Annotated in this window: 21 protein-coding genes; 11 read left to right on the top strand and 10 right to left on the bottom strand. The window is 63.3% G+C overall.

What is annotated here, in order from left to right:
* Positions 1 to 6 precede the first annotated feature (6 nt).
* From PGN37_RS12335 to PGN37_RS12325, 3 genes are read right to left on the bottom strand one after another with little or no spacing between them, the layout of a single operon-like run.
* The gene (locus PGN37_RS12335) at positions 7 to 831 is read right to left on the bottom strand and encodes an ATP-binding cassette domain-containing protein (RefSeq protein WP_335331308.1); all 825 of its coding nucleotides are present in this window, start codon (positions 829 to 831) and stop codon (positions 7 to 9) included.
* A gap of 4 nt (positions 832 to 835) precedes the next feature.
* Positions 836 to 1,894: an ABC transporter permease gene (locus PGN37_RS12330; protein ID WP_335331307.1), complete on the bottom strand. Its 1,059-nt coding sequence runs from the start codon at positions 1,892 to 1,894 to the stop codon at positions 836 to 838.
* A complete protein-coding gene (locus PGN37_RS12325) occupies positions 1,894 to 2,883 on the bottom strand; it encodes a substrate-binding domain-containing protein (RefSeq protein ID WP_335331306.1) in 990 nt (329 codons plus the stop codon). The genes PGN37_RS12330 and PGN37_RS12325 overlap by 1 nt, the downstream gene beginning before the upstream one ends.
* 184 nt (positions 2,884 to 3,067) lie before the next feature.
* On the opposite strand from PGN37_RS12325, the gene PGN37_RS12320 reads away from it, so the two are divergent.
* A complete protein-coding gene (locus PGN37_RS12320) occupies positions 3,068 to 3,850 on the top strand; it encodes a TIM barrel protein (protein ID WP_335331305.1) in 783 nt (260 codons plus the stop codon).
* Between the two features lie 4 nt (positions 3,851 to 3,854).
* Here PGN37_RS12320 and PGN37_RS12315 read toward each other — a convergent pair whose 3' ends face one another.
* Positions 3,855 to 4,586, bottom strand: coding sequence for a GntR family transcriptional regulator (locus PGN37_RS12315; RefSeq protein ID WP_335331304.1), 732 nt, complete (start codon positions 4,584 to 4,586; stop codon positions 3,855 to 3,857).
* A gap of 151 nt (positions 4,587 to 4,737) precedes the next feature.
* Here PGN37_RS12315 and iolC point away from each other — a divergent pair, with 151 nt between their 5' ends.
* The 7 genes from iolC (at position 4,738) to PGN37_RS12280 (ending at position 12,774) form a co-directional block, all read left to right on the top strand.
* The gene (iolC, locus tag PGN37_RS12310) at positions 4,738 to 5,706 is read left to right on the top strand and encodes a 5-dehydro-2-deoxygluconokinase (protein WP_335331303.1); all 969 of its coding nucleotides are present in this window, start codon (positions 4,738 to 4,740) and stop codon (positions 5,704 to 5,706) included.
* Positions 5,699 to 6,583 (top strand): Cgl0159 family (beta/alpha)8-fold protein, encoded by an 885-nt coding sequence (locus tag PGN37_RS12305; protein WP_335331302.1) that lies wholly within the window; start codon positions 5,699 to 5,701, stop codon positions 6,581 to 6,583. The genes iolC and PGN37_RS12305 overlap by 8 nt, the downstream gene beginning before the upstream one ends.
* Positions 6,580 to 7,449: a 5-deoxy-glucuronate isomerase gene (gene iolB, locus PGN37_RS12300; RefSeq protein ID WP_335331301.1), complete on the top strand. Its 870-nt coding sequence runs from the start codon at positions 6,580 to 6,582 to the stop codon at positions 7,447 to 7,449. Before PGN37_RS12305 ends, iolB begins: the two co-directional genes overlap by 4 nt.
* Before the next feature lie 3 nt (positions 7,450 to 7,452).
* The gene (gene iolD / locus PGN37_RS12295; RefSeq protein WP_335331300.1) at positions 7,453 to 9,405 is read left to right on the top strand and encodes a 3D-(3,5/4)-trihydroxycyclohexane-1,2-dione acylhydrolase (decyclizing); all 1,953 of its coding nucleotides are present in this window, start codon (positions 7,453 to 7,455) and stop codon (positions 9,403 to 9,405) included.
* A gap of 19 nt (positions 9,406 to 9,424) precedes the next feature.
* Entirely contained in the window at positions 9,425 to 10,912 is a 1,488-nt protein-coding gene (locus PGN37_RS12290; protein WP_335331299.1) for a CoA-acylating methylmalonate-semialdehyde dehydrogenase, read from the top strand.
* Between the two features lie 136 nt (positions 10,913 to 11,048).
* Positions 11,049 to 12,134, top strand: coding sequence for a YncE family protein (locus PGN37_RS12285; protein WP_335331298.1), 1,086 nt, complete (start codon positions 11,049 to 11,051; stop codon positions 12,132 to 12,134).
* Positions 12,135 to 12,456: 322 nt separating this feature from the next.
* Complete coding sequence (locus tag PGN37_RS12280; protein WP_335331297.1) at positions 12,457 to 12,774, top strand: hypothetical protein; 318 nt, start codon at positions 12,457 to 12,459, stop codon at positions 12,772 to 12,774.
* A 119-nt stretch (positions 12,775 to 12,893) separates the two neighbouring features.
* Here PGN37_RS12280 and PGN37_RS12275 read toward each other — a convergent pair whose 3' ends face one another.
* The 3 genes from PGN37_RS12275 to PGN37_RS12265 all read right to left on the bottom strand — a co-directional run bounded on the left by PGN37_RS12275 (position 12,894) and on the right by PGN37_RS12265 (position 17,305).
* On the bottom strand, positions 12,894 to 13,484 hold the full coding sequence (locus tag PGN37_RS12275) for a hypothetical protein (RefSeq protein ID WP_335331296.1): 591 nt from the start codon (positions 13,482 to 13,484) through the stop codon (positions 12,894 to 12,896).
* A 351-nt stretch (positions 13,485 to 13,835) separates the two neighbouring features.
* Positions 13,836 to 16,661 (bottom strand): hypothetical protein, encoded by a 2,826-nt coding sequence (locus PGN37_RS12270; RefSeq protein WP_335331295.1) that lies wholly within the window; start codon positions 16,659 to 16,661, stop codon positions 13,836 to 13,838.
* A complete protein-coding gene (locus PGN37_RS12265) occupies positions 16,658 to 17,305 on the bottom strand; it encodes a hypothetical protein (RefSeq protein WP_335331294.1) in 648 nt (215 codons plus the stop codon). Before PGN37_RS12265 ends, PGN37_RS12270 begins: the two co-directional genes overlap by 4 nt.
* Positions 17,306 to 17,601: 296 nt before the next feature.
* Between PGN37_RS12265 and PGN37_RS12260 the strand changes: the two genes are divergently transcribed.
* Together PGN37_RS12260 and PGN37_RS12255 are read left to right on the top strand one after the other, a co-directional pair.
* Positions 17,602 to 18,213 carry a recombinase family protein gene (locus PGN37_RS12260; protein ID WP_335331293.1) on the top strand — a complete coding sequence of 204 codons (612 nt, stop codon included), beginning with the start codon at positions 17,602 to 17,604 and terminating at the stop codon, positions 18,211 to 18,213.
* A gap of 115 nt (positions 18,214 to 18,328) precedes the next feature.
* Entirely contained in the window at positions 18,329 to 19,069 is a 741-nt protein-coding gene (locus PGN37_RS12255) for a hypothetical protein (protein ID WP_335331292.1), read from the top strand.
* Positions 19,070 to 19,605: 536 nt separating this feature from the next.
* On the opposite strand, the gene PGN37_RS27310 is transcribed toward PGN37_RS12255, so the two are convergent.
* Positions 19,606 to 20,184, bottom strand: coding sequence for a DUF3631 domain-containing protein (locus PGN37_RS27310; RefSeq protein ID WP_442932915.1), 579 nt, complete (start codon positions 20,182 to 20,184; stop codon positions 19,606 to 19,608).
* 596 nt (positions 20,185 to 20,780) lie between these two features.
* Positions 20,781 to 21,005, bottom strand: coding sequence for a helix-turn-helix transcriptional regulator (locus PGN37_RS12250; RefSeq protein ID WP_335331291.1), 225 nt, complete (start codon positions 21,003 to 21,005; stop codon positions 20,781 to 20,783).
* Between the two features lie 98 nt (positions 21,006 to 21,103).
* On the opposite strand from PGN37_RS12250, the gene PGN37_RS12245 reads away from it, so the two are divergent.
* Positions 21,104 to 22,252 carry a tyrosine-type recombinase/integrase gene (locus tag PGN37_RS12245; RefSeq protein ID WP_335331290.1) on the top strand — a complete coding sequence of 383 codons (1,149 nt, stop codon included), beginning with the start codon at positions 21,104 to 21,106 and terminating at the stop codon, positions 22,250 to 22,252.
* Positions 22,253 to 22,272: 20 nt separating this feature from the next.
* Here PGN37_RS12245 and PGN37_RS12240 read toward each other — a convergent pair whose 3' ends face one another.
* A complete protein-coding gene (locus tag PGN37_RS12240; protein ID WP_335331289.1) occupies positions 22,273 to 24,450 on the bottom strand; it encodes a glutamine synthetase III family protein in 2,178 nt (725 codons plus the stop codon).
* Positions 24,451 to 24,498 lie beyond the last annotated feature (48 nt).

Here is a 24,498-nt window from a genome sequence, read left to right as displayed (position 1 = left end):
CGCGCGTCAGCCCTTCGCGCCGCGCAACTCGTGGGACAGCGCCTCGAGCTCGTCGCCGCCGGCCATCTCCTGCGTCAGGTGCTCTAGCGTGATGTCGTCGTACGTGCAGTCGAGCTTCTGCCGGCCGCGGTTGAGCAGGACGAAGTGGTCTCCGACCATGTGGGCGTGATGCGGGTTGTGCGTGATGAAAACCACGCCGAAACCGGCTTCCTTGGCCGCGGTGATGTATTTGAGCACCACCCCGGACTGCTTGACCCCCAAGGCCGCCGTGGGCTCGTCGAGAATCAGCACCCGCGCGCCGAAGAACACGGCACGGGCAATCGCCACACACTGGCGCTGCCCGCCTGACAGCGAGCCGATCGGCACATCGACGTCGGGCAGGTCGATGCCCATCTTCGACAGTTCCGTCAGCGTCGTCGCCCGCATCGCGTTGGCGTCCAACGTGAACGGGAACGACTTGCGTCGCAGCTCCTGACCGAGGAAAAAGTTGCGCCACACCGGCATCAGCGGAACCACGGCGAGATTCTGGTACACCGTCGCGATGCCCTTGCCCAGCGCCTCGGCCGGTGATGAGAACTTCGTGGGCTCGCCGTCGACGAGCAGTTCCCCTTCGGTCTGCTGGTGCAACCCTGCGATGATCTTGATCAGCGTGGACTTGCCTGCACCGTTGTCACCGAGGATGCCGGTCACCTCACCGGCGTGCACACGCAGGCAGATGTCCTTCAATGCGGTGATGTTGCCGTAGGACTTTCCGACGTTACGCAGCTCGACCAGCGGCACCTTTCCTCCGGAAGGCGCGTCGCTGCTTGGCTTTTCCATGGAAATGGTCATCCCGTCACTTCTTTGCGGCGTAGTTGCGGAAGGCGTTGTTGGCGATCACTGCGAACAGCAGCATCGCGCCCAGGAAGAACTTGAACCAGTCGGGATCCCAGCCGGCGTACACGATGCCCTGATTGGTCATGCCGAAGATGAAGGCACCGATCGCGGCTCCGATGGCCGTGCCGTACCCGCCGGTCAGCAGGCAACCTCCGATGACGGCGGCGATGATGTAGAAGAACTCGTTGCCGATACCCTGACCTGACTGCACGGTGTTGAACGCGAACAGCAGGTGCATGCCCACGAACCAGGCGCAGAATCCGACGAACATGAACAGGCCGATCTTGACCTTCGTGACCGGAACACCCACGGCGCGAGCACTATCGGCGTCGCCACCGACGGCGAAGATCCAGTTGCCGATCCGTGTCTTGAACAACACCCAGGTCGCGATCGCGGTGAAGATCAGCCACCACACGACGGTGATGCGGATGCTGACACCGAACAGCGTGAACGACGACGCGAAGACCTTCTGCGCCGAGGCGAACCCGGACATGTCGCTGACACTCTGAGTGGCCACCTGGCCGGCGACGAGCTTCGTGACGGCCAGGTTGATGCCGGCCAGCATGAAGAACGTGCTCAGGGTGATCAGGAAGCTGGGAATCTTCGTCCGCATCACCAGCCAGCCGTTGAAGAAGCCCACGGCCAGCGAAAGAATGAGTGCCAGAACCGAACCCACCCACAGATTCAGATGCAGGTTGTAGGCGAGCATGGACGCGGCGAGCGAGCTGAAGGTGACGGCGACGCCCGAGGACAGGTCGAATTCGCCGCCGATCATCAGCAGCGCGACCCCGCACGCCATGATCCCGATCGTGGAGCTGGCATAGAGCACCGTGGCCAATGACGCGGCCTCGCGGAACGGCGCGGCGACGACGAGGAAGAAGACGAAGATGCCGATCGCACCGATGCCGGCGCCCATCTCCGGCCGGATCAATATGCGTTGCAGCCGGTTCCGCTCCTTGACCCGCTCATCGCGCACCACCTTGTGATTGCCGACGTCGAGTGCCTCTTGCGTAGTCATCAGCGCGTCCCGCCCTTGGCGTAATCCGCCACCGCGTCGATGTTCGACTTGTCGATGAACGCGGGCCCGGTCAGCGTCGGCTGTCCGCCACCGATCACGTTGCCGTTGGTCAGGTACAGCCACAGCGAGTCGACGGCGAGGTAGCCCTGCAGGTAGGGCTGCTGGTCGATGGCCCACTGCACGGTGCCGTCCTGGATGGCGCCCACCAGAGCGGCGTTGGTGTCGAAGGTGCCGATCTTGGCCTTGCTCCCGGCGTTACCGGCCGACTGCACGGCGGTCAGCGCGAACGGGGCGCCGAGAGTGACGACGTAGTCGACGGCGGGGTCCTGCTGCAGCTTGGCGGTGATGGTGGATTCGACCGACGGCATGTCCTTGCCGTTGACGTTGAGCGTCTCGGTGGCGGGGAACTTGTCCTTGACACCGGCGCAGCGGGATTCCAGCCCGACATGGCCCTGCTCCTGGATCACGCAAATCGCCTTCGTGGCGCCCTCGGAGGTCAACCGCTCGCCGACGGCCTGCCCGGCGATGAACTCGTCCTGGCCGAAGAACTCCTTGACGCCCATCGCGCTCCACGCGTCCGCGCCGGCGTTGAACGCGACCACCGGAATGTTCTTGCCCTCAGCCGCTTTCACCGCTGCCTGCATGGCGTCGGGCTTGGCCAGCGTCACGGCGATACCGTCCACGCCGCTGTCCACCGCGGTCTGCACGAGGTTGGCCTGGCCGGGCGCCTCCGGGTCGTTGGAGTAGCGCAGCTCGATGTTGTCCTTCTTGGCGGCGGTCTCGGCGCCCTTGCGGATGAGATCCCAGAACGAGTCACCCGGTACCTCGTGGGTGATCATCGCGATCGTCTTGCGCGGGGTGTCGACGGTGCCGCCCCCACCGCCTCCCTCGCCCGCGCCGGCAGGCTTACCGCCTGTCGACGAGCACGCCACGAGTCCGATCGCCAGAACGCCGGTCCCGGCGAGGGTCGCGAGCCGCTTGAACGTCATCACATCTCCTTGTTGTCGAAGTCGTCGGGACTCTGCGGCGCCGGACGATCTGCGAAGATGTGCCGGGCGCCACGCCTCGTCCTTGATGTAATACGGCTCACAGCCGAAAGTCAACACTTTGTCCTGACATTAGGACTGCATGTCATAGGGTGGGCGTCGCTGCCACGTCGAAAGGGGCGCTTCGATGACCTTCCAACTGTCCGTCAGCGCGGAGATGGTGTTCCGCGATCATCCGATCGTCGAACGCGTCAGGCGGATCCACGAACGCGGTTTCGCTGCGGAGATCTGGAGTTGGCACGACAAGGATCTCGCCGCGCTGGCCCGCACCGGTGCCACGTTCACGTCGATGACCGGCTACCTGCGTGGCGACCTCATCGACCCGGCGAGCTGCAACGACGTGGTGCGCACGGCAGAGGAGAGCATCGAGGCCGCGGCCACGCTCGGCGTCACTCGCCTGAACCTGCACACCGCCGAACTGGTCGACGGCCACGCCGCGCGTCCCCGCGGGCGGGCCACCGGTCAGATGTGGCTGACCGCCGCCCGCACCCTGGAACGCCTCGGCGAGCTGGGCGCGGCAGCCGGTGTGACGTTCGTGGTGGAGAACCTGAACACCATCGTCGATCACCCTGGCGTACCCCTGGCCCGCGCGAAAGACGTTCTCGCACTTGTCGAAGGAGTCGCGCATCCGAACGTGAAGATGATGCTCGACCTCTACCACGCGCAGATCGGCGAGGGGAACCTGATCGAGCTGCTGCGCCGCTGCGGAGATGCGATCGGTGAGATCCAGGTGGCCGACGTGCCAGGGCGATGCGAGCCGGGCACCGGCGAGATCAACTATCCCGCGATCGCGACGGCGCTGCGCGAGATGGGCTACGCGGGCACGATCGGCATGGAGGCATGGGCATCCGGCGCCGGCGACGCTGGGAGCGAGTCGGCGCTCGACGCGTTCGGCGCGGCGTTCCGCTGACGCTTCAGCGGTCGACGAGCGTGGTGTCGAAGTAGTACCGCGACGCGCGATAGCCGTGATTGCCGAACTCGACCGCGGCGCCGGAATCGTCGAAGGCCGTGCGCGCCATCGTCAGCAGCGGCGCGTTCGGCTTCTCGTCGAGCAGATGGGCTTCGGCACGGGTGGCACCGCGCGCGCCGATCCGCTGGCGCGCCAGCCGGATGTGCACACCGCGGGCACGCAGCGACTGATACAGCCCGTTCTTCTCGAGTTCGTCGGCGTCCGGGGCGATTTCGACCGGGAGGTGATTGGTCATCACCGCGAGCGGTTCGCCGTTGGCGCAGCGCAGCCGGTGGATCGAGACCACCTCGCGGTCATGCGAGAGGTTCAACTCCCGTGCGACGTCCTCGTCGGGCAACCCGACGCGGTAGTCGAGCAACGTGGTGGTCGGCTCCTGGCCGGCCCGCGCGAGGTCGTCGAACAAGCTCGTCAGTTCGACGCGGCGATGCACGGGGTTCTGCACCACCTGGGTCCCGACACCGCGTTTGCGAACGAGCAGACCCTTGTCGACGAGTTCTTGAATGGCCCGCCGTGTCGTCGGTCGAGACAGCGCGAGCCGCTTGGCCAGCGCGAGCTCGTTCTCGAATCGGTCGCCCGGAGCCAGGTCGCCGTCGCGGATCGCAGCCTCGATTGCCTGCGCCAGCTGGTAGTACAGGGGCACAGGGCTTGACCTGTCGAGCTCCACGGTCAGCGGCACGTCGACTCCGATCTCGGGTTTGCCGGACCTGCGAAGCCTAACATCGAATGGCAAAAAGATAGAATGTCAGGACAAAGTCTTGACTTTGGGCCGTGACCCGAGGCACAGTCGTACACAGCCACCCACACCCTTCTCGTCGGAGTGACTTGACATGAATTCTCAGCCCTACGACGTCCTCGCCATCGGGCGAAGCGGCGTCGACGTATACCCCCTACAGGTCGGCGTCGGCCTCGAGGACGTCGAAACCTTCGGCAAATTTCTCGGAGGCAGCGCGGCCAACGTGACCGTCGCCGCGGCCCGGCTCGGCAACCGCTCGGCACTGATCTCCGGCGCGGGTGACGATCCGTTCGGCCGGTTCGTGCGCGCCGAACTCGACCGCCTCGGCGTCGACAACCGCTACGTCGCCACCCACGACGAGTTCCCGACGCCGGTCACGTTCTGCGAGATCTTCCCGCCCGACGATTTCCCGTTGTACTTCTATCGCAAGCCGAGCGCACCCGATCTGCAGATCACAGTCGACGACATCGACGCCGACGCGGTGCGCGACGCCCGCCTGTTCTGGGCAACCGTGACCGGCCTCTCCGAAGAGCCAAGTCGGAGCGCGCATTTCGCTGCATGGCAGGCCCGCGAACGCAGGCCGCTGACGGTACTGGATCTCGACTACCGGCCGATGTTCTGGGACTCCCCCGCCGCTGCCACCGAGCAGGTCCGTGCGGCGCTCGCGCATGTGACCGTCGCAGTTGGCAACCGCGAAGAGTGTGAGATCGCGGTCGGTGAGTCGAATCCGCACAAGGCGGCCGACGCTCTGCTCGATCTCGGGGTGGAACTGGCCATCGTGAAGCAGGGGCCACGCGGTGTGCTCGGCAAGAGCCGCCGGTCCTCGGTGACCGTGCCGCCCAACGAGGTCGACGTCGTCAACGGCCTGGGCGCCGGTGACGCCTTCGGCGGCAGCCTGTGCCACGGGTTGCTGCACGGCTGGCCGCTGGAGAAGACACTGCGCTACGCGAACGCCGCGGGTGCCATCGTCGCCGGCCGCCTCGAATGCTCGACCGCCATGCCGACGGCCACCGAGGTCGCCGAACTGGCCGAACAGACCGCTGTGGAGGCCGTCAATGTCTGATGCCGTTGTGTGCGCCGACTATTCGGCGATCACCGATCTGCGCGCCACCGATCCCGGTGCCGTCGCCCGCGCCTGGCAGAACCGCACCACCCGGCCCACGATGCGCGGCAATGGCCGGTTGATGATCGTCGCCGCCGACCATCCCGCCCGCGGCGCCCTGGCCGTCGGCTCGCGCCCGACCGCGATGAACAGCCGCACCGATCTGCTCGACCGGCTGCGCGCCGCGCTGGCCGATCCGGGCGTGGACGGGGTGCTGGCCACCTCCGACATCCTCGATGACCTGCTGCTGCTCGGCGCCCTCGAGGACAAGGTGGTGTTCAGTTCGTTCAACCGCGGCGGGCTGGCCGGCTCGTCGTTCGAACTCGACGACCGGATGACCGGCGCCACCGCTGCATCCACCGCGGCCGCGAGGATGAACGGCGGAAAGATGTTGTGCCGCATCGACCTCGACGACCCGGGCACCGTCACCACGCTCGCGGCCTGCGCACAGGCCGTCGACGAACTCGCCGCCCACGGCCTGATCGCGATGCTCGAGCCCTTCATGTCGTCGCGGGTGAACGGCAAGGTCCGCAACGATCTGTCGCCGGATGCCGTGATCAAGTCCGTGCACATCGCACAGGGCCTCGGCTCGACGTCGGCCTACACGTGGATGAAGCTGCCCGTCGTCGACGAGATGGACCGGGTGATGGAGTCGACGACCATGCCCACGCTGCTGCTGGGCGGCGACCCGACCGATCCGAACGAGGCGTTCGCCAGCTGGGAGAAGGCATTGGCCCTGCCGTCGGTGCGCGGCCTGATCGTCGGCCGCACCCTGCTCTATCCACCCGACGACGACGTCAGCTCCGCCGTCGCGACCGCGGTGGCGATGGTTCGATGAACTCGAAACTTTACGTCCCCGCGGGCAGCGCGACCGCGCCGTTCACCGTCGCGATCACCCCTGAAGATGCCGGCTGGTCCGAAGCATCGTTGCATGTCGTCGATCTCGGTGACGGCTCCGAGGTGGCGTTGAGCACCGACGGCAACGAAGTGATGATCCTGCCGCTTGCCGGCGCCGCGACCGTCACGTGCGGCGGTGACGTGTTCACCCTGGCGCCGCGTGTCTCGGTCTTCGACGGCCCCGCCGACATGGTCTACCTGGGCATCGGTCAGCAGTACACCCTGGCGGGCCGCGGTCGCATCGCGATCTGCGGCGCCCGCGCGTCCGCATCGTTTCCGAACCGCCGAGTGGCCGCCGCCGACGTGCCGGTCGAGTTGCGCGGCGCCGGCAACTGCAGCCGGCAGGTGCACAACTTCGGTACCGCAACGACATTCGAGGCCGATTCACTGATCGCCTGCGAGGTGATCACCCCCGGCGGCAACTGGTCGAGCTACCCGGCGCACAAGCACGACGAGAACACCGACGTCGAGACCCAGCTCGAAGAGATCTACTACTTCGAGGTCGACGAAAGCCCGGCCGGCACACAGGGATTCGGATACCACCGGGTGTACGGCACCCCCGAGCGTCCTATCGAGGTCCTCGAAGAAGTCCGCACCGGTGACGTGGTGCTCGTCCCGCACGGGTATCACGGGCCGTCCATCGCCGCGCCCGGACACCACATGTACTACCTCAACGTGATGGCCGGCTCGGGCCCCACCCGAGCCTGGCTGATCTGTGACGATCCCTCCCACACCTGGATGCGTGCCAGCTGGGAGCACCAGGAGATCGACCCCCGCCTTCCGTTCACCCCCAGCCGAGGAGAGTGACCCGTGGTTTCCACCGCGCCGAAGTCGACCGAGAAGCTCGCCGACACCGAGCCGACCGTGCGCCTCACCGTCGCCCAGGCGACCGTACGGTTTCTGGCCAACCAGTACGTCGAGCGAGATGGCCAGCGGCACAAGTTCTTCGCCGGGTGTCTGGGCATCTTCGGCCACGGTAACGTCGCCGGCATCGGGCAGGCGCTGCTGCAGGACGAGATCGAAGCCCACGAATCCGGCGTCGAGCCCGGCCTGAAGTACGTCCTCGGCCGCAACGAGCAGGCGATGGTGCACACCGCGGTCGCCTATGCGCGTCAGCAGGACCGGCTGCAGGCATGGGCCGTCACCGCCAGCATCGGCCCCGGCTCGTCGAACATGCTGACCGGCGCCGCCCTGGCCACCATCAATCGCCTGCCGGTTCTGCTGCTGCCGTCCGACACCTTCGCCACCCGGGTGAGTTCTCCTGTCCTGCAGGAGTTGGAATTGCCCGGCAGCGGTGACGTGACGGTGAACGACGCGTTCAAGCCGCTGTCGCGGTTCTTCGATCGGGTGTGGCGTCCCGAGCAGCTGCCCGCCGCCCTGCTGGGCGCGATGCGGGTCCTCACCGACCCCGCCGAGACGGGTGCCGCGACGGTGTCTCTCCCCCAGGACGTCCAGGCCGAGGCCCACGACTGGCCGGAATCGCTGTTCGCCGAACGAACCTGGCATGTGGCCCGCCCGCTACCCGAACGGTCGGTGATCGCCCGCGCCGCGGACGTGATCCGGTCGGCACACAAGCCGCTGATCGTGGCCGGCGGCGGCGTCATCTACTCGGGCGCGAACGAGGCGCTGGCCGAGTTCGCCTCGCGCACCGGCATTCCGGTGTGTGAGAGCCAGGCGGGCAAAGGTTCTCTGCTCCACGAGCATCCGCAGTCGGTGGGCGCGGTCGGCTCCACCGGGACGACGGCGGCCAATGCACTCGCCAGCGACGCCGACGTGATCATCGGAATCGGGACGCGCTACAGCGATTTCACCTCGGCATCGCGCACGGCGTTCAACAACCCGGACGTGCGATTCGTCAACATCAACGTGACGTCGCTGGACGCCGTCAAGCAGGGCGGCATCGGTGTGGTCGCGGATGCGAAAGAGGCGCTCGACGCGCTGACCGACGCGCTCGCCGACTACACCGTCACTGACGACTATCGAACGCGCACAGCCGAATTGATGACGGAGTGGAACGAAACCGTGTCTCAGGTGTACCGCACCTCCGACGATGTCGCCCTCAACCAGAACCAGGTGATCGGGCTGGTGAACACCCTGTCGGACCCGCGTGATGTTGTGGTGTGTGCGGCCGGATCGATGCCCGGGGACCTGCACAAGCTGTGGCGCATGCGCGACCGCAAGGGCTACCACGTCGAATACGGCTTCTCCTGCATGGGATACGAGATCGCCGGAGGCATCGGAGTGCGGATGGCCGCACCCGATCGGGACGTGTTCGTGATGGTCGGCGACGGTTCCTACCTGATGATGGCCACCGAGATCGTCACCGCGGTTCAGGAGGGCGTCAAGATCATCCCCGTCCTGGTGCAGAACCACGGGTTCGCGTCGATCGGCGGGTTGTCGGAATCGCTGGGCTCGCAACGCTTCGGCACCGCCTACAGGTACCGCGGACACGATGGCCGGCTCGACGGCGACACCCTGCCCGTCGATCTGGCCGCGAACGCGGCGAGCCTGGGCGCCGACGTCATCAAGGTGACGACAGCCGCCGAGTTCGCCGACGCGGTCAAGGTCGCCAAGGCCGCCGACCGCACCACCGTGATCTACGTCGAAACCGACCCGCTGATCTACGCGCCCGACAGCCATTCCTGGTGGGACGTCCCGGTCAGCGAGGTGTCGTCACTGGACTCCACCCAGCAGGCCTACCAGCGTTACGCGGACTGGAAGAAAGTCCAGCGGCCCCTGATCACTCCGTCCGACCGCCCCTGAACACCGAGAAAGAGCACACATGAACACCATTTCGCATTGGGTCAACAACGAGATCTTCAGTGGCGCCAGTGGTTCCACGGCGCCGGTGACGAATCCGGCGACGGGTGAGGTGACCGGTCAGGTCGCGTTGGCCTCGGTCGCCGACGCCCGCACCGTCATCGACGCCGCCGCCGCAGCGTTCCCCGCCTGGCGCGACACGTCGCTGGCCAAACGCACCCAGGTACTGTTCCGGTTCCGCGAACTGCTCAACGAGCGCAAAGGTGAACTCGCCGAAATCATCACCAGCGAGCACGGCAAAGTCGTCTCCGACGCCCTCGGCGAAGTCGCCCGCGGCCAAGAAGTCGTCGAGTTCGCCTGCGGCATCCCCCACCTCCTCAAAGGCGGCTTCACCGAAAACGCCTCGACCAACATCGACGTCCACTCCATCCGCCAACCCCTTGGACCGGTCGGCATCATCTCCCCCTTCAACTTCCCCGCCATGGTCCCGATGTGGTTCTTCCCGCTGGCCATCGCCTGCGGGAACACCGTCGTGCTGAAGCCGTCGGAGAAAGATCCCTCCGCAGCGCTGTGGCTGGCCCGCCTGTGGGCCGAGGCTGGCCTGCCCGCCGGGGTGTTCAACGTCCTCCAAGGCGACAAGACCGCCGTCGACGAACTGCTCACCAACCCCAAGATCAAGAGTGTGTCGTTCGTCGGATCGACCCCGATCGCCCAGTACGTCTACGCCACCGGCACCTCGGCAGGTAAGCGCGTACAGGCTCTCGGCGGCGCCAAGAACCACGCGGTGATCCTGCCCGACGCCGATCTCGACCTCGCCGCCGACGCCATGGTCAACGCCGGCTTCGGCTCCGCCGGGGAACGCTGCATGGCCATCTCCGCGGCCGTCGCCGTCGGCCCCATCGCCGACGACCTCGTCGCCAAGATCGCCGAACGCGCCGCCACCATCAAGACCGGCGACGGCACCAAGGATTCCGACATGGGGCCCCTGGTCACCCAAGCCCACCGCGACAAAGTCGCGTCCTACATCGATGCCGGTGAAACCGCCGGGGCGAAGGTCGTTCTCGACGGCCGCAACGTCACCGCCGATGGTGGAGCCGATGGGTTCTGGCTCGGGCCGACCCTGCTCGACAACGTCACCCCCGACATGACCGTCTACACCGACGAGATCTTCGGTCCCGTCCTGTCCGTCGTGCGCGTCGATACCTACGACCAGGCGCTCGAGCTCATCAACTCGAACCCCTACGGCAACGGCACCGCGATCTTCACCAACGACGGCGGCGCGGCCCGCCGCTTCCAGAACGAGGTGGAGGTCGGCATGGTCGGCATCAACGTGCCGATCCCCGTCCCCATGGCCTACTACAGCTTCGGCGGCTGGAAAGCCTCCCTCTTCGGTGACAGCCACGCCCACGGCATGGACGGCGTGCAGTTCTTCACCCGCCAAAAAGCCATCACCACCCGCTGGCTCGACCCCAGCCACGGCGGCATCAACCTCGGCTTCCCCACCAACTAGCCCCCTCCCCGCGAGCGTGCGAGTCTGCACACAACACGCCGCCCGCAGATGTGCATCCGCGCACGCTCGCTGGGACCGAACTGCGGTTATGACGATCCGGCGGGATACCGCTCGCGATGGGTAACCCGTCAGGGTGATGAAGCTGTGGGCGACCCTCGCGTTGGTGTGTGTGGTGACGGCGTGTCAGAGTCAGCCGCCTGACCAGGCTGCCCCGACCACCACACCGTCGGCTCCCAGCAGCACGCCGACCACGACCGGGCTGATTCCACCCGGGGCGCCCACCGAAGGCACCCGGCCGCCCACGGACAGCCTCCCGCCCGCCGCGGAACCGCAACAGGCTCCCGCGCCCTCGCAAGCCCCGCCGGGTCGCCAGATCCGGGTGGGTTCCGCACCGGAAGGCGTCGTCGTCGACGCGGTCAGCCGCACCGCGGCCGTCGCGACCCGCCGCCCGAACGAACTCGTCCTGATCAACGTCGACACCGGCGAGATCACCGGCCGCACAGCGCTTCCCGGCGTCGCCAGACACCTCCAGCTGGCCAAGCCCGGCGGGCCTGTCCTGGTTCCCGTGGAGAGTGCGAACGCATTGGTTCGCGTCGATCTCCCCGGTGGCCGCGCCGAGGCGCAGATCATCACCGGCACGGTGCCGCACGACGCGTCGGAGGCGCCCGACGGCACAGTCTTCGTCGCCAACGAACTCGGCGGCACCGTGACCGCGCTGCGCGGCAACGACATCGTCAAGGTGTTCACCGACAGCGTTCAACCGGCAGGCTTGGCCCCGGTCGGCGACCGGATGGGCCTTCTCGACGTCCGCAAGAACGACCTGACGATCTACGACACGACGAACCTGTCGATCGTCGGCTCCACGCCCGCCGGGGACGGCCCCACGCACCTCGTCGCCGACAAGCACGGCCGCATGATCGCCGCCGACACCCGAGGTGATGCGGTCCGCGTCTTCGACACCTCGCCGCGCCAACTCGCCGAGATCGCTCAGCCCGGCGGGCCCTACGGCATCACCTATGACCCGACGCGCGACCTGCTGTGGGTCGCGTCGTCGGGCATCAACGAGGTCGTCGGCTACGACATGTCGAATCCGATGCCGCGCGAAGTGAAACGCATTGCCACGGTGCAGAATCCGTACACCGTCGGGGTGGATGCGACCACCGGCCGATTGTTCGTCGCGGGAGTGACCGCCGGGGTCGTGCAGATCATCGACCCCGGCTGAGCCACCCCGTTCGAGCGTCAGAGGATGTAGAGCTACCTCGTCCTGGCGCTTTGGCATGCCGTGACAGCGTTGGCAATAGTGGATAAGGTTGGTCTGAACAGGGATTATCCCGAACAGTCAAATACTGCCAAACGGCGCCAACTGCGGACCGACTGCGGACCACACGGCGTTGCTCAAAGCGGGCGCGCACCATCAGTCAGCTCGCGGCACGAATTGCGAGCCGGCTACTGACATAAGGCAAAACGGTCCCCCATTCGGGTCTGTACGAAATTCGTACAGACCGCTATGCTGTACGCAATTCGTACAGGAACGGAGAGGGACTATGGCGGAGATGCCGACCTGGAATGGACAGGCTGTCACTCAAGAGGATGTCATCAAGGTGGCGCGTTCTGCTTTCGAAATCGTGCTCGAACACATGCGGGGCACCTCGATGCCGACCGATAGCAAGCACGAGTTGCTGCACCTTTTGGAGGCAGGGTCTTACCTCTACTGGATGGGCACCTACACGACTTCCGTGGCCCTGACAGCGGCACGCGACGCGGGGGCCTCGTGGAACGAACTTGGCGCAGCGATGGGGGTTAGTCGTTCGTCGGCGAAGTCGCGCTACGAACGTGAGGTGCGCGACGGTGCGAACGCGTAAGGCGCGAGGTAGTCCTTGAACTGTGTTCCGTGGCTGGCGGAATGCTCGATCTGGCGGCCAATTGGTTCCTTGCCAAGTTAAGCACCAACTGTGGCCCGAGTGTGGTCCGCTGACCCCGTTTACGTGGCCTCCTCCAACTTCAATTGCTTCGGCACCAGAATGCCGAAGCGAGCATCTGACGGCCCCTCGCCAAGTGCTTCCACGAAGGCCTCGCGGCGCGCTTCTTGCGTGAGCTCCTCTGAGGACAGGTAGGGCTGTTCCGACAATTGCCCAAGCGAAGCCCGGCGCCAGTAGGTTCCCCGATTGTCGCGAAAGAAAATATCGACATGATGTGGTCGAACCGAAGTGTTCGCCAACCGAATTGAAACCTTCCATTGCCCTGGCGGAAGCGCTGGTGCCCGCCCGAACGCCAGACGATCCCTGCGAGGCTCCCACGCTGTAGGCGTCGACTGCACGAGCTGGCCAGAATCGAGCTGCATCGGCAACGCAACCTCGCTGTGCTGGCAGGTGACTACCACGACTAGGTCATAAATCACGGAGTCCGAAGCATTGATAAGGAGAACCGGAACGTGGACAAGGGTGTCTAATCCCTGACCCTGAATCCATTCGCGGTATTGAGAGGTCAGTCCGGGGCCTAACCATGCGGTGATCTGCTCAGCCTGCCGACGCTTGTCAGAACGCCGCCGTTCCCAAACTTCGTAGGCGAACACAGTGGTTGCGATGGCGAACGCAAGGACTGTGCCGACACCAGCCACCCAGTCCGGTACCGATCCGATCCCCAATTCGCGCCCATGCCCCGCTCGCTGAGTTGGCCCCACTGCACGAAGGTCAGCACCCCAAGAACAACGGAAACGAGACCGAAAACGATCGCGGAAGCTATCCATAGCCATATGCGTGACGATTGGCCGCGAGACACGTCGTTAGTCTCCCTTGTTCACGAATCGATGGAGCTGGCGATCTTCAGTTTTGGCGTCGAGGCACTCTGAGCGCGCCTTCTGGCGCGCACCAAATGGAGCTCCAGATCAGTCGTCTCTCAGTTCTCCACAGGCGCGACTGCCGAGTCAGAGAAACTTCGCTACTTCTGCCTCAAGCGAGAAATTCCCCTTCTCTCCGAGCTCGTTCATGTAGTTCATGGCGTCTTGTTTCAGGCTCTCATCGCCTGACGCAATCGCTCGCGCAATTACGGTCGGCACGGCGTCCTGCATGAGCTCGAAAGTTACCAGTCCCGACTCGTCTTGGCCCTCAAGCAACATCTTCAAGACTTCAAGCGCCGCATGCGGATCGAGGTCAGCCGCAAAGGCAATCTCCTTGCCAATCATGTGGGATTCCGACCTAACATCTGGGCACAGCTCTATCGCCTGCTTTAAGCGCGGAAGCCACCATTCCACCCCGAACTTGTGGCACTTCACGAACCAGCAGAACTCTGCGAGCTCCTCCCGGTCATCAGGCTTATCTTGTACATGGGCAACCCGAGAGTCCCAAAGTTGTGCGAGCCGGTCCCGGATTGGGTCATCAACGACCTGTGCGTGCGTGAGTGCCCAACCAAGATGGCCGATGGCATCACCACGGACCTTGGGTGGGACGACAGAGAAGAACTCGCGAGCAGGGCTCTCCTCGATCGTGTTGTGTCCCCGGATAATTGCGTTAATGACCCAGTCACCGATCCGCTGGAGCGGATCAAACTGCGTACGCCATCCGGCAACTACCGGCTGCTCAAGCCGGATTGCTCCAGTCATCGATGAGGAGAGCAGTTTAAAGATTGAAACGTTGTAATGATGGGTGGTGATTGCCGTGGTGAGGGCGATTTGCTGCTGGGTCGACAACCCAACTTCTGAGCCAAAGAACTCAGACGCATGTGTTTCCAACCACTCTGGGTCGGTCATCAGCAGCCGTCCCACCCCTTCGCCCACGGCGGCGCTCGACGCGCCGTGGATATCGTCCCGCGATAGCTCTCGCATTAGAGTGGACCTCGCCGATTGGTACCAGATGGTGTCCGTGCCGTGGGCCATCAAGTAGATCAATCCGCGTATCCCCATCGGCCACTGCCAATTAAGCGACGTTGTGAAGGCATCCATCCCAGTGTTGCCGGCGCTCGCGATGTACTCGTCCCAAGCTATTTCGTCTGAGAAGGATTCAATGATCAGCTCGGCGACCTGAGGCATTACTCCCTCAGGAATCACAAGTTTGGACTGCGGCTTAGCCAACTGTTCGAGAAGTCCTACGGCAGCTTGTTTGGCGGAGCGAAAGTCGGGATCGTCGTCTCCATGTCCGCCCTCTGGAGGGAAAGGAGACTGATCGTCATGTTCTAGGATGCCCCCAATTACCTCAATAAGCTGTGTCCAATCTGGCTCAATGCCAGCTTTCGCGGCGTCCCGCCACCCACTAACGATCGCCCTCAAGTAGGTAGGCCGCAGCCGATCGACAAGGTTGCCCACCCCCGCAACCGCTTTCGGACTCGCTGTCAGAAGGGCGGTCAATGCGCGACCTTGCCCCTCATGCGAAGGCTCAGGACCCCATCCATCGCCGGCGTCGTGCCAACTTTCAAGGTGGTTGATTAACTCCGTAGCACTCATCGCTGCCATATCATCTTGGCGCAGAGGGCTATTCGGCCCCGACCAGCTCCAGACAATTGGGGCCGGTTCTAGTGGTGCATCGATGACTCCGTAGCTGCGATCGAGATCCGCCAAGGTCGCCTGCAGCTGCGCTGGCAATGCTTCGCGGCCAATAGCAGACAACCAACTGTGTTTCCACAGGTTGCCGTATTCCTGAACTTGCTCGTCGATATCGGCGGACTCCTCGCCGTCGCCGCGCAACTGTTCTCTTCGCCGATCACTCTCGGCCAGACAGCCTCGCTCGATGAAACCAGGAAGGTCATCAAGCACTCTCGGCGAAACGTTGGCGACAGCACGCGCTAGCTCCGCGTAGTCAATTCGACACGAATAATGAAGTGAAAGTTCGTCAAATAGCAGGGTGCGCGCCGAGTCCAGAAGCTCAATCATGTGCGGGTCAGCACCGTCGGTTTGGCGGATCGCTTCGCCGAGCGAGAACAGGGCGAGCTTCCGCCCAAGGAGCATGTTGGTTTGCAACAGTGTGCCGGTAGCACCTGCCGCATCAACCAACATCGCCCTGATCGCCAGATCTCTTACCGCCTCGATCAACGCCTGCTCGACGTCTTCGTGGTCGTGGGTGCGTTTGCGTACGGACTCCCGCGAAAAGTGAGTGTTGTCGTAATCCTTCTTCAGCTTTCCGGCGATACGCTCGTACTTGACAAGCCATGGCAAAACGACCGCGAGGCCGTCGTTTCCGATCGCCGCAACCAGTTTTGAGAGCCCTAACTCATACCAATAGTCCTCGATAGTGGTTGCGGGCTTAAGACGATCTTTCCCTGGGGTCGGCCTGAAGATCACCCCGGCTAACCACTTGCCGGCCTCAGTCTGCCCGCCTTGAAACAAATTTGCCGCCACAGCCACTAGGTCTCGCGGATCAGTCCGCCATCCCATCCCAGTTGACTTCCACGACTTGAACAGAGGCTCTAAACGCGCAGCTTGTTCAGCTGGGATCGCTGCGCCAATCGCGAATGCACCTCGCCGAACCCAAGCGTTGTTACTTTTACCAAGTTTGAGTAGCACGTCAACCACTGCTTCCGGCACATCGGGAGCAGCACGAATCAGATAATCGATCTCTGGCCAGTAGACGTCTCGGACCAACCCATCATCGGTCACTTCCGGCTCAGGAGGGTTGCTGAATATTCCGTGTTCTGCAAGGGGCTTCACCCAAAGTGGGTTTTTGATGCCTTCAAAGAATGCGCGCCTAAGCTGCAGGGTGGGAATCCTGCGCAAAACTTCCTTAACCTGCTCATCGTTGGGCGCTTTGAACCGGGATGTCACTCCTCCTCCTCATCTACCAGAGCATTGATGTCATCAAGCAAGGGGTTCAAGGCCCTTAGATTCTCGAAGAAGACACCAGTCCGGACTTCGATAACGTCCTCGACGACCCTGATGTTGGCTAACAGGTCAGCGTCAGAGGGCAGAGGCCTCTCCGCGTCGTGATTACGGTCAATGTGCGTCCATCCAACGAAAAATTGGTACGCCTGATCCCATTGTCTTACGGCCGGGTGATTTTTGTCTTTCTCACCGGTAACCAGCGAAGCAGCATTTAGCTTGTTCCGACTGTCTTCTTGAGCAGCAGCAGTAATGATCGAATTAATCGCCTGAGCCACAGCTTTGGGTAGCGGTATTATGTCTTGATCGGCCGACAGGTCTACCTCTGGATTTTCCCGCAGCAGTCTCGGCAATTTATTCGTGAGAGAACCAGAAGACGGATTTGGCCTTGGGATAGTGTCGACCTTGAGCGCCGCAGGCAAGCCGTTCATTAATTCACGCATACAATGGCAAATTACTGAAATCCGAGCTGATTCACACCCTTCCTCCGCTGCACCCTCCAGTTCCCGCAGCGCGGTCCGGTACATGCCGGCAAGGCGCGGACTACGGTCCGCCAGGGTGGCGGCGATGCTCTGCTGTCGTTCAATCACCTGCGGCCTTCACCTTCCATCCCTCAAACGTGTACCAGACGTCTGCCAAGCGCACCCAAGATGATTACGCATCAGAAAGAGGGTGTCGCTCCACTTCATGAATTCCTGTTAGACCCGGCTGACCACGCGCGGTCTGTTCGCTTGGATCTGACAATCCTCACTTTGCGTCTCAGAACTTTAGTTTCGGACACCTGACCGCGAGTCATCCCGTACCACTGAGACTTCCTGCTCGTATCGTCGCAAAAATTCCTCCAAAACGAGGTTCGCATAACAAAGACTTCTGATACTTTTGCGACATGCCAACATCCACCGCCTCCACGATCACCGGAGTCCAATTGGGCTATGCCCGGGTGAGCACCAGCCATCAGTCGCTGGATCAACAGTTCGACGCACTGACTGCAGCGGGCGTCGACCCCAGCCGCATTTACAACGACAAGCTCAGCGGTACGTCGACCCGCGAACAGCGACCGGGACTCGCCGCTCTCTTGGACTACGCCCGCGACGGGGACGCCCTTGTGGTTGTCGGCATTGACCACCTGGGTAGAAACGCGGCAGAGGTCATGACAACGATCCGGGATCTAGGCGAGCGCGGGATCATGCTCCGTTCGCTCCGTGAAGGCATCGATACATCCAATGCGACTGGCCGCATGATCGCAGGAGTCCTCGCAAGCCTCGCAGAGCTTGAACTTGAGCTAGGACGTGAACGTCGCACAGCAGCGCGAGACGCACGCAGGGCGAGGGGGCAGCACATCGGACGCCCAAAGGCCTTGGATGACAAGAAAGCTGCGCTGGCTCGGAGGATGCAAGCGAACGGCGAGCCAGTCACCACCATCGCGGAAGCGCTCGGAGTCAGCCGTGCGACGGTGTACCGAGTCCTCGCCAACGAAGACGGTGCCGCAAATGACTGACTCGGCTGCAGACGGACCCCGGATTCTAAAGCTGCCGCCATGGACGCACGCTCGATTTGAGTGGAGCGAGGCCGATGAACACTTGCGGGCATTCCTGAAACTCACACACAGATGGGTGGATCCCGGGTTCGAGGAATTATGGGCGGAAATTGGCGAGCGGCCAGGAGATCCAGACGGGCCTGACCAGGCTGACATCTTCTTTGAAGAAACGGACGGCTTGTGGCCGATGCTCTACGACTGGCTACTTCATGGGCTCCTCGTCCGTGACGCGGTGTCGGCGTTCGAGGTCTATTTCGACAAGGTGACCCATGAAGCACTGCGAAGCCAGGGCCTGAAATGGAGCACTGAGGGCGGCCGGTCACCGGATTGGGATGCCCTTACATCGTTTTGGCGACGGCACATGGCGGTGAAGGTCGAGACGAATCGTATGAAGACCATACGACGCATCCGAAACATTCTCACGCATCAAAGGGGCGAACTTCGTACTGATGAGCTCCGCCGGCGGTTTGGAGGTCGTGATGATCTGCTGCCCGACAACGCGATCCGTTTAAGTCAGGACGAGGTCTTGGCGATATTCGACGACCTTTCCGCCATGGTTGAGAAGATGGATACAGCGGTTCGCAAGGTCACTACCAGCAGAGTCAATCTGAATATCAAGACTTCAGATCCGAACCTCGATGCGATGCCGGAATCAGGGGGCGAGAGCAGGATCCCTACTGACCTTCTACTCGCGCTCACGGACGCTCTCGCGCGTTGGGACGAATGGGTTGCGACTTCCGAGCGTGTATTGGAAGCCGACACAGGCATGGCGTCGGCGATCAGGTCGCTACTCGACTGGCACAACACCGCTCACTAGAGAGAGCGGTTGCCATCAACCTTGCCTGGGGGGTAACCCCTCCCGACATCAGAGCTGGACACCAGTGCCTCAGCGCCGTATCCCCCTAGACCGATTTTGAGCCGGAGGTTTTGTCCAAGCGCTGATGGCAACTGTTGCATCGTGGCTGGTAATGAGAAGGATTCACGCTGTAGGCCACGAGGGTCCATTCGCCTCGTGAGGTCCTGACGTAGTCACTCACCTGGCCAGGGTCCGCGTGATCATAGCTCCATTCCCGAGCAGGTTCGCCACAGTCAACGCACGGATGATTCGCTGCTGGTCCTCGACTACGACGTAGCCGAGTGTGGGCCGCAATATAGCTGGGCGTTCGGCCTGACCAATAGGGATGTGCTGCGCCGGGTTTGAACAGCTTCAAATCGTGCACCGTGTTGGGATTCCCATGACGTTGCCATCGCTTGTAGTGCATTGCGCACAGCCCGCGTGAGCCGATGGGCTTGTCGCAACCCGGAATATGGCATCGTTGGCCGGATTTGGCGTCGCTAGTCACCATGGCCTCACTACGCCGTAGCGGATGTAGCGGATGTAGCGGATGTAGCGGCCTCCGGCACATAGCGGTTCCAAGCATCGGCCAGATCTGCAACGTCATACCCCTTGACAATCTCGTCACCTTGGCGGATGTTCTTCGACCCGACGTCGTACCGCCTGAGAAGGGTGGACAAATCCCTCGCGGAGAGTGCGTTGCCGTTGTAGTGGTAGTTCCCCCAGGGTGATTCGGGCATACCGTGTAGTTCTGTCAAGATCCGCGATGTAGGCAGTTTGCGCCTATCGCGGAACACAAGTCGTAGATCTCGTAGCAACTGAACACCGGTGCTTGTTGTGTCGTCGCGAGAACCGCGAACGATTGCCACCGCAGCATCCCGCGCCAGATCCGGCCAACGCCCGCTGGCGACGTCCGCAACCGCGATCAGAGGTTCCCACACGTCAGCAGAACGGTCGCTGACGGGCATGTCGTCGGGCAACGAGAAGTCGGCTGACTGCGTCCAGTGCGCCAAGGACTGGCCCAGCTTCCGGGCTTCTGGTCCGTTCACTCGGTCACGCCAAGGCTCGACACGTTCATGGCCTGCTCGTCGGCGCATCCGCACGATGACTGACCGGTCCGCAATGGTGTCCGGCAGTGAGTGCAGTCCCGCAACTGCCACAGCACAGTACGAGGAGAATTGCTTGGCCTCCAGTGACCCGTTATTCCACGACCCCCGGCCCGCCTTACCGCTGCGGCGATGCCCGGAGTTGAGAAGCGCACGCAAGTCTTCGTTTCCCTTGGCGTTTCGCCCGTAAACGGTGTCAATCTCGTCGTAAAGCAGGGTGGGCGCGGGACTGCGTGACACCTGAGCGAGGACGTATCCTGTTGTGGCGCTTGATACCAGCAGACCACGGGGCACCAAATACTCACTCACTTCAAGAGCCCGTGTCTTTCCGGTCCCCTTCTCTGGTGAAATGAAGGCCAAGCGCGGAGTCGAGTCCCAGCAATCCATGCGCCACGAGTGAGCAAGCCAGAGAACATGGGCGCATCGAGCGTGATCATTTGGGTAAGCAATGAACCTACTCAAGAACCGGTCCACAGCGTCGAGGACGTCGCACCGACTCAAGGCGTCCGCTACATCCGCTACACACCCGATTCCGCTGGTAAAGCCGTCAGCCTTTGTCCCGGCGTCGACGTCAGTAGCGGCAGACATCACGCGACACCACCGCGTGCGCTCTTGCTCTCCTGTGCTGCCAGCCATTCCAAAACATCGGACTCGCGGTAGCGGACCCTGCGCCCCGCTTTCCAACTTTTGGGACCGATACCCATGCTGCGGTACCACCGAAGCGTGGGTTCGGAGAACCCGTACTTGTGGGCTACTTCGGATGTGAAGAGGAGGCGGTCGTTTGAATGTTGATGTGCTGTTGTGGATTCCATAGTGCTTACATCATGCGTCCGATTAGCGGTCCGATGACCTGCGCTTATCGCCAAACTGTTAGCGCTGCCAAGCAAACGGCTGGGCGTATCCTCTGCCCATGGCGAAGCGCAACCCCAGCGACCTTGGCTACATCGAGGACCGCTGGTTCGATGACGACAACCAGCCCAAGGCCCGCAGCGGGCAGGGCAAGCGATACCGCGCCCGATGGGTAGACGACGACGGCAACGAACGCGCAGCCAGCTTCGCGGCAGAGAAGGCGGCGAATGCACACCTCAAGGCGGTCGCACGCGGAGAGTACGCCAACAAGGCGGGTAAGCAGACGTTCGCGGAGTTCTTCGGCACCTGGCGTGAGTCCCAGGTGTGGGCACCCGGCACCGTGAAGAAGGTCGACCAAGCTATCGGGTGTGTCACGTTTGGCAACGTGCCATTAGAGCGGTTGCGGCCCAGCCACATTCAAGGATGGGTCAAGACAATGGTTGATAAGCCATTGGCGCCCAACACGATCCACTCACGGTTTGACCACATCGGAGCCGCCATCCGCGCCGCTGTCGCTGACCGGGCCATCCCCTTCGATGTGACAGCGACCGTGACGCTGCCCCGGACGCGTCGGGCTGAGGCGGCGATGGTGATCCCGACGACGGCTCAGGTTGGGGACGTATTGCACCACGCACCGGAGCACTTCGCAGCATTCGTAGCACTCTGTGCCTTCGGCGGCCTGCGGCTGGGTGAAGCTGGTGGACTGAAGGTTTCCGACATCGATTTCATGCGCCGCGAAGTGCGGATTGAACGGCAGGTACAGGTAGCCAACGGCGGCGGCGTTGACATCCGCCCACCGAAGTACGGCAGCGAGCGGACCGTATACATCCCGCAGGATCTAATGACGATGCTGTCGGAACACGTGCGCCTTCACTGCCCCGGGAAGGACCCTGATCGCTGGATGTTCACGGACAGCAAGGGTGTGCCGTTACATCAGAACTCGGCTGATTACCTGTGGCGGCGTACCAAGACGAAAGCCGGGGTGGCCTTCAAGCTGCACGACTTGAGGCACTTCTACGCGTCCGGGCTGATCGCCGCTGGATGCGACCCGGTGACTGTGCAGCGGGCTATCGGGCACGGGTCGGCATCACTGACGCTGAACACGTATTCGCACCTGTGGCCGAAGGCTGAGGACCGAACCCGTAGTGCGGCGGCCCAGATGCTGAACGAGGCACTTACTGCGGACCGAGTGCGGACCCAGTCGCAGTAAGTGCCCCGTCACCAGCTATCTCAGAGGATGTAGAGCATCTCCTGGTAGGTCGGCAGCGGCCACAGGTCGTCCGCGACCACGCCCTCCAACGTGTCCGCGGCGGCGCGCACCGCGTCCATCGCGGGAAGCAGCACCGTCTGCGCGTGCGTGGCCTCGTCGAGCGCGGACTCGGCGGAGTGGTCGGCCAGTCCCGTCTTCAACGCCGACAGTGCCGCGGTCAGCTCGGCGATCGGGGCCGACACTGTTTCCAGCATCGTCGTATCGGCCGACACGCCTGCCGCCTTCAGTGTGGCCACGTTCTGCGCCAACTCCGTCTGGTAGCGCACCGCCGCAGGCAGGATCACCGTCGTGCCGAGTTCGAGCGCGAGCTTGGCCTCCACACCGACCGTCAACGCGTACTGCTCGAGCCGAACCTCGTACCGGCTGTGCAACTCTCGTTCGTTGAAGACCCCGTAACGCTCGAAGACCTCCACCGCCTCGGGCTTGATCAGCTCGGGGATCGCATCCAGCGTCGTCTTCAGGTTCGGCAGGCCACGCTCGGCGGCTTCGATCTGCCAGTTCTCCGAGTAGCCGTCTCCGTTGAACACGACCGCGCCGTGATCGGTGATGATCTCGGTCAGCAACTTCTGCACGGCCTGGTCGAAGTCTTCTCCGCCGCCGACTGCCTCCTCGAGCACCGTCGCCATGTAGTCGAGCGAATCGGCCATGATCGTGTTCAGGATGATCATGGGCACGTTGATCGTCTGCCCCGAGCCCGGCGCGCGGAACTCGAACCTGTTGCCTGTGAACGCGAACGGGCTGGTGCGGTTGCGGTCACCCGGATCGGTGGGCAGTTCGGGCAGTGTGTCGACGCCGATGATCATCGACCCCTTGCCTTTCGACGAGGTCGCCGCGCCCTTGGCGATCTGCTCGAACACGTCGGCCAACTGCGCGCCGAGGAAGATCGAGATGATCGCCGGCGGAGCCTCGTTCGCGCCCAGCCGATGATCGTTGGTGGCTGAGGCCACCGACACCCGCAGCAGGCCCGCGAATTTGTGCACCGCGCGGATCACCGCCGCGCAGAACACCAGGAACTGGGCGTTCTCGTGCGGGGTGTCACCCGGCACCAGCAGGCTGCCGAATTGAGAGTTGCCCATGGAGAAGTTGACGTGCTTGCCCGACCCGTTGACGCCGGCGAACGGCTTCTCGTGGAACAGGCACTCCATGCCGTGCTTCTTGGCGACATTGCGGAAGATCGTCATCAGCAACTGCTGGTGATCGGCGGCGATGTTGGCCCGCTCGAACATCGGCGCGATCTCGAACTGTCCGGGTGCGACCTCGTTGTGCCGGGTCTTGGCCGGAATGCCGAGCTTGAACAGCTCACGCTCGGTGTCCATCATGAAGCCCAGCACCCGCTCGGGGACCGAGCCGAAGTAGTGGTCGTCGAACTCTTGGCCCTTGGGCGGCTTGGCGCCGAACAGCGTGCGGCCGGCGTTGATCAGGTCGGGCCGGGCGAGGAAGAAGTGCCGGTCGACGAGGAAGTACTCCTGCTCGGGGCCGCAGAACGACACGATGTGGTCGAAGTTCTTGTGGCCGAACAGTTTCAGGATGCGCTCAGCATGCGTGCCCATCGCCTGCTGGCTACGCAGCAGCGGGGTCTTGTAGTCCAGCGCCTCGCCGGTCATCGACACGAACACCGTGGGGATGCACAGCGTGTTGCCGTTGGGGTTCTCGAGGATGTAGGCCGGGCTGGTGACGTCCCACCCGGTGTAGCCGCGCGCTTCGAAGGTGCTGCGCAGGCCGCCCGACGGGAAGCTCGACGCGTCGGGTTCACCCTGGATCAGCGTCTTACCGGCGAACTCGGCCAGCGTCTGGCCGTCGGAGACGGGTTCGAGGAAGCTGTCGTGCTTCTCGGCGGTCAGCCCGGTCATCGGGTAGAACACGTGCGCGTAGTGGGTGGCACCCCGCGACAGCGCCCAGTCCTTCATGGCCGAGGCTACGGAGTCGGCCACCGCAGGGTCTAGTTTGGCGCCCTTCTCGATGGTGGCGACCACCGACTTGTAGACCGACTTGGGAAGCCGCAGCTGCATCTCCGCCTTGGTGAAGACGTTCGAGCCGAACACCTCTCCGGGCGCCTCCGTCGGATCGAAGCTGATGGCCGGCGGGACATACGCTTCGACATTGTTGATCGCCTGCAGGCGCACCGAGTTACCGCTCAATGGACTTCCTTATCCGCTGCGTCGTCCGCGTTCTTTTTTCACAGACGA

The sequence above is a fragment of the Mycobacterium kyogaense genome, assembly GCF_036946525.1.
Taxonomy (GTDB): Bacteria; Actinomycetota; Actinomycetes; order Mycobacteriales; family Mycobacteriaceae; genus Mycobacterium; species Mycobacterium kyogaense_A.
Note: the sequence above shows the minus strand (reverse complement) of the source record. Positions and strands in the feature narration are given on the sequence as shown.

Coding starts and splice junctions, on each gene's coding strand:
- PGN37_RS12285 (WP_335331298.1), top strand. CDS start 11,049: ATGAAGCTGTGGGCGACCCTCGCGTTGGTGTGTGTGGTGACGGCGTGT.
- PGN37_RS12320 (WP_335331305.1), top strand. CDS start 3,068: ATGACCTTCCAACTGTCCGTCAGCGCGGAGATGGTGTTCCGCGATCAT.
- PGN37_RS12335 (WP_335331308.1), bottom strand. CDS start 831: ATGACCATTTCCATGGAAAAGCCAAGCAGCGACGCGCCTTCCGGAGGA.
- PGN37_RS12325 (WP_335331306.1), bottom strand. CDS start 2,883: ATGACGTTCAAGCGGCTCGCGACCCTCGCCGGGACCGGCGTTCTGGCG.
- PGN37_RS12305 (WP_335331302.1), top strand. CDS start 5,699: ATGTCTGATGCCGTTGTGTGCGCCGACTATTCGGCGATCACCGATCTG.
- PGN37_RS12245 (WP_335331290.1), top strand. CDS start 21,104: ATGGCGAAGCGCAACCCCAGCGACCTTGGCTACATCGAGGACCGCTGG.
- iolC (WP_335331303.1), top strand. CDS start 4,738: ATGAATTCTCAGCCCTACGACGTCCTCGCCATCGGGCGAAGCGGCGTC.
- PGN37_RS12290 (WP_335331299.1), top strand. CDS start 9,425: ATGAACACCATTTCGCATTGGGTCAACAACGAGATCTTCAGTGGCGCC.
- PGN37_RS12280 (WP_335331297.1), top strand. CDS start 12,457: ATGGCGGAGATGCCGACCTGGAATGGACAGGCTGTCACTCAAGAGGAT.
- PGN37_RS12260 (WP_335331293.1), top strand. CDS start 17,602: ATGCCAACATCCACCGCCTCCACGATCACCGGAGTCCAATTGGGCTAT.
- PGN37_RS27310 (WP_442932915.1), bottom strand. CDS start 20,184: ATGCGCCGACGAGCAGGCCATGAACGTGTCGAGCCTTGGCGTGACCGA.
- iolB (WP_335331301.1), top strand. CDS start 6,580: ATGAACTCGAAACTTTACGTCCCCGCGGGCAGCGCGACCGCGCCGTTC.
- PGN37_RS12330 (WP_335331307.1), bottom strand. CDS start 1,894: ATGACTACGCAAGAGGCACTCGACGTCGGCAATCACAAGGTGGTGCGC.
- PGN37_RS12250 (WP_335331291.1), bottom strand. CDS start 21,005: ATGGAATCCACAACAGCACATCAACATTCAAACGACCGCCTCCTCTTC.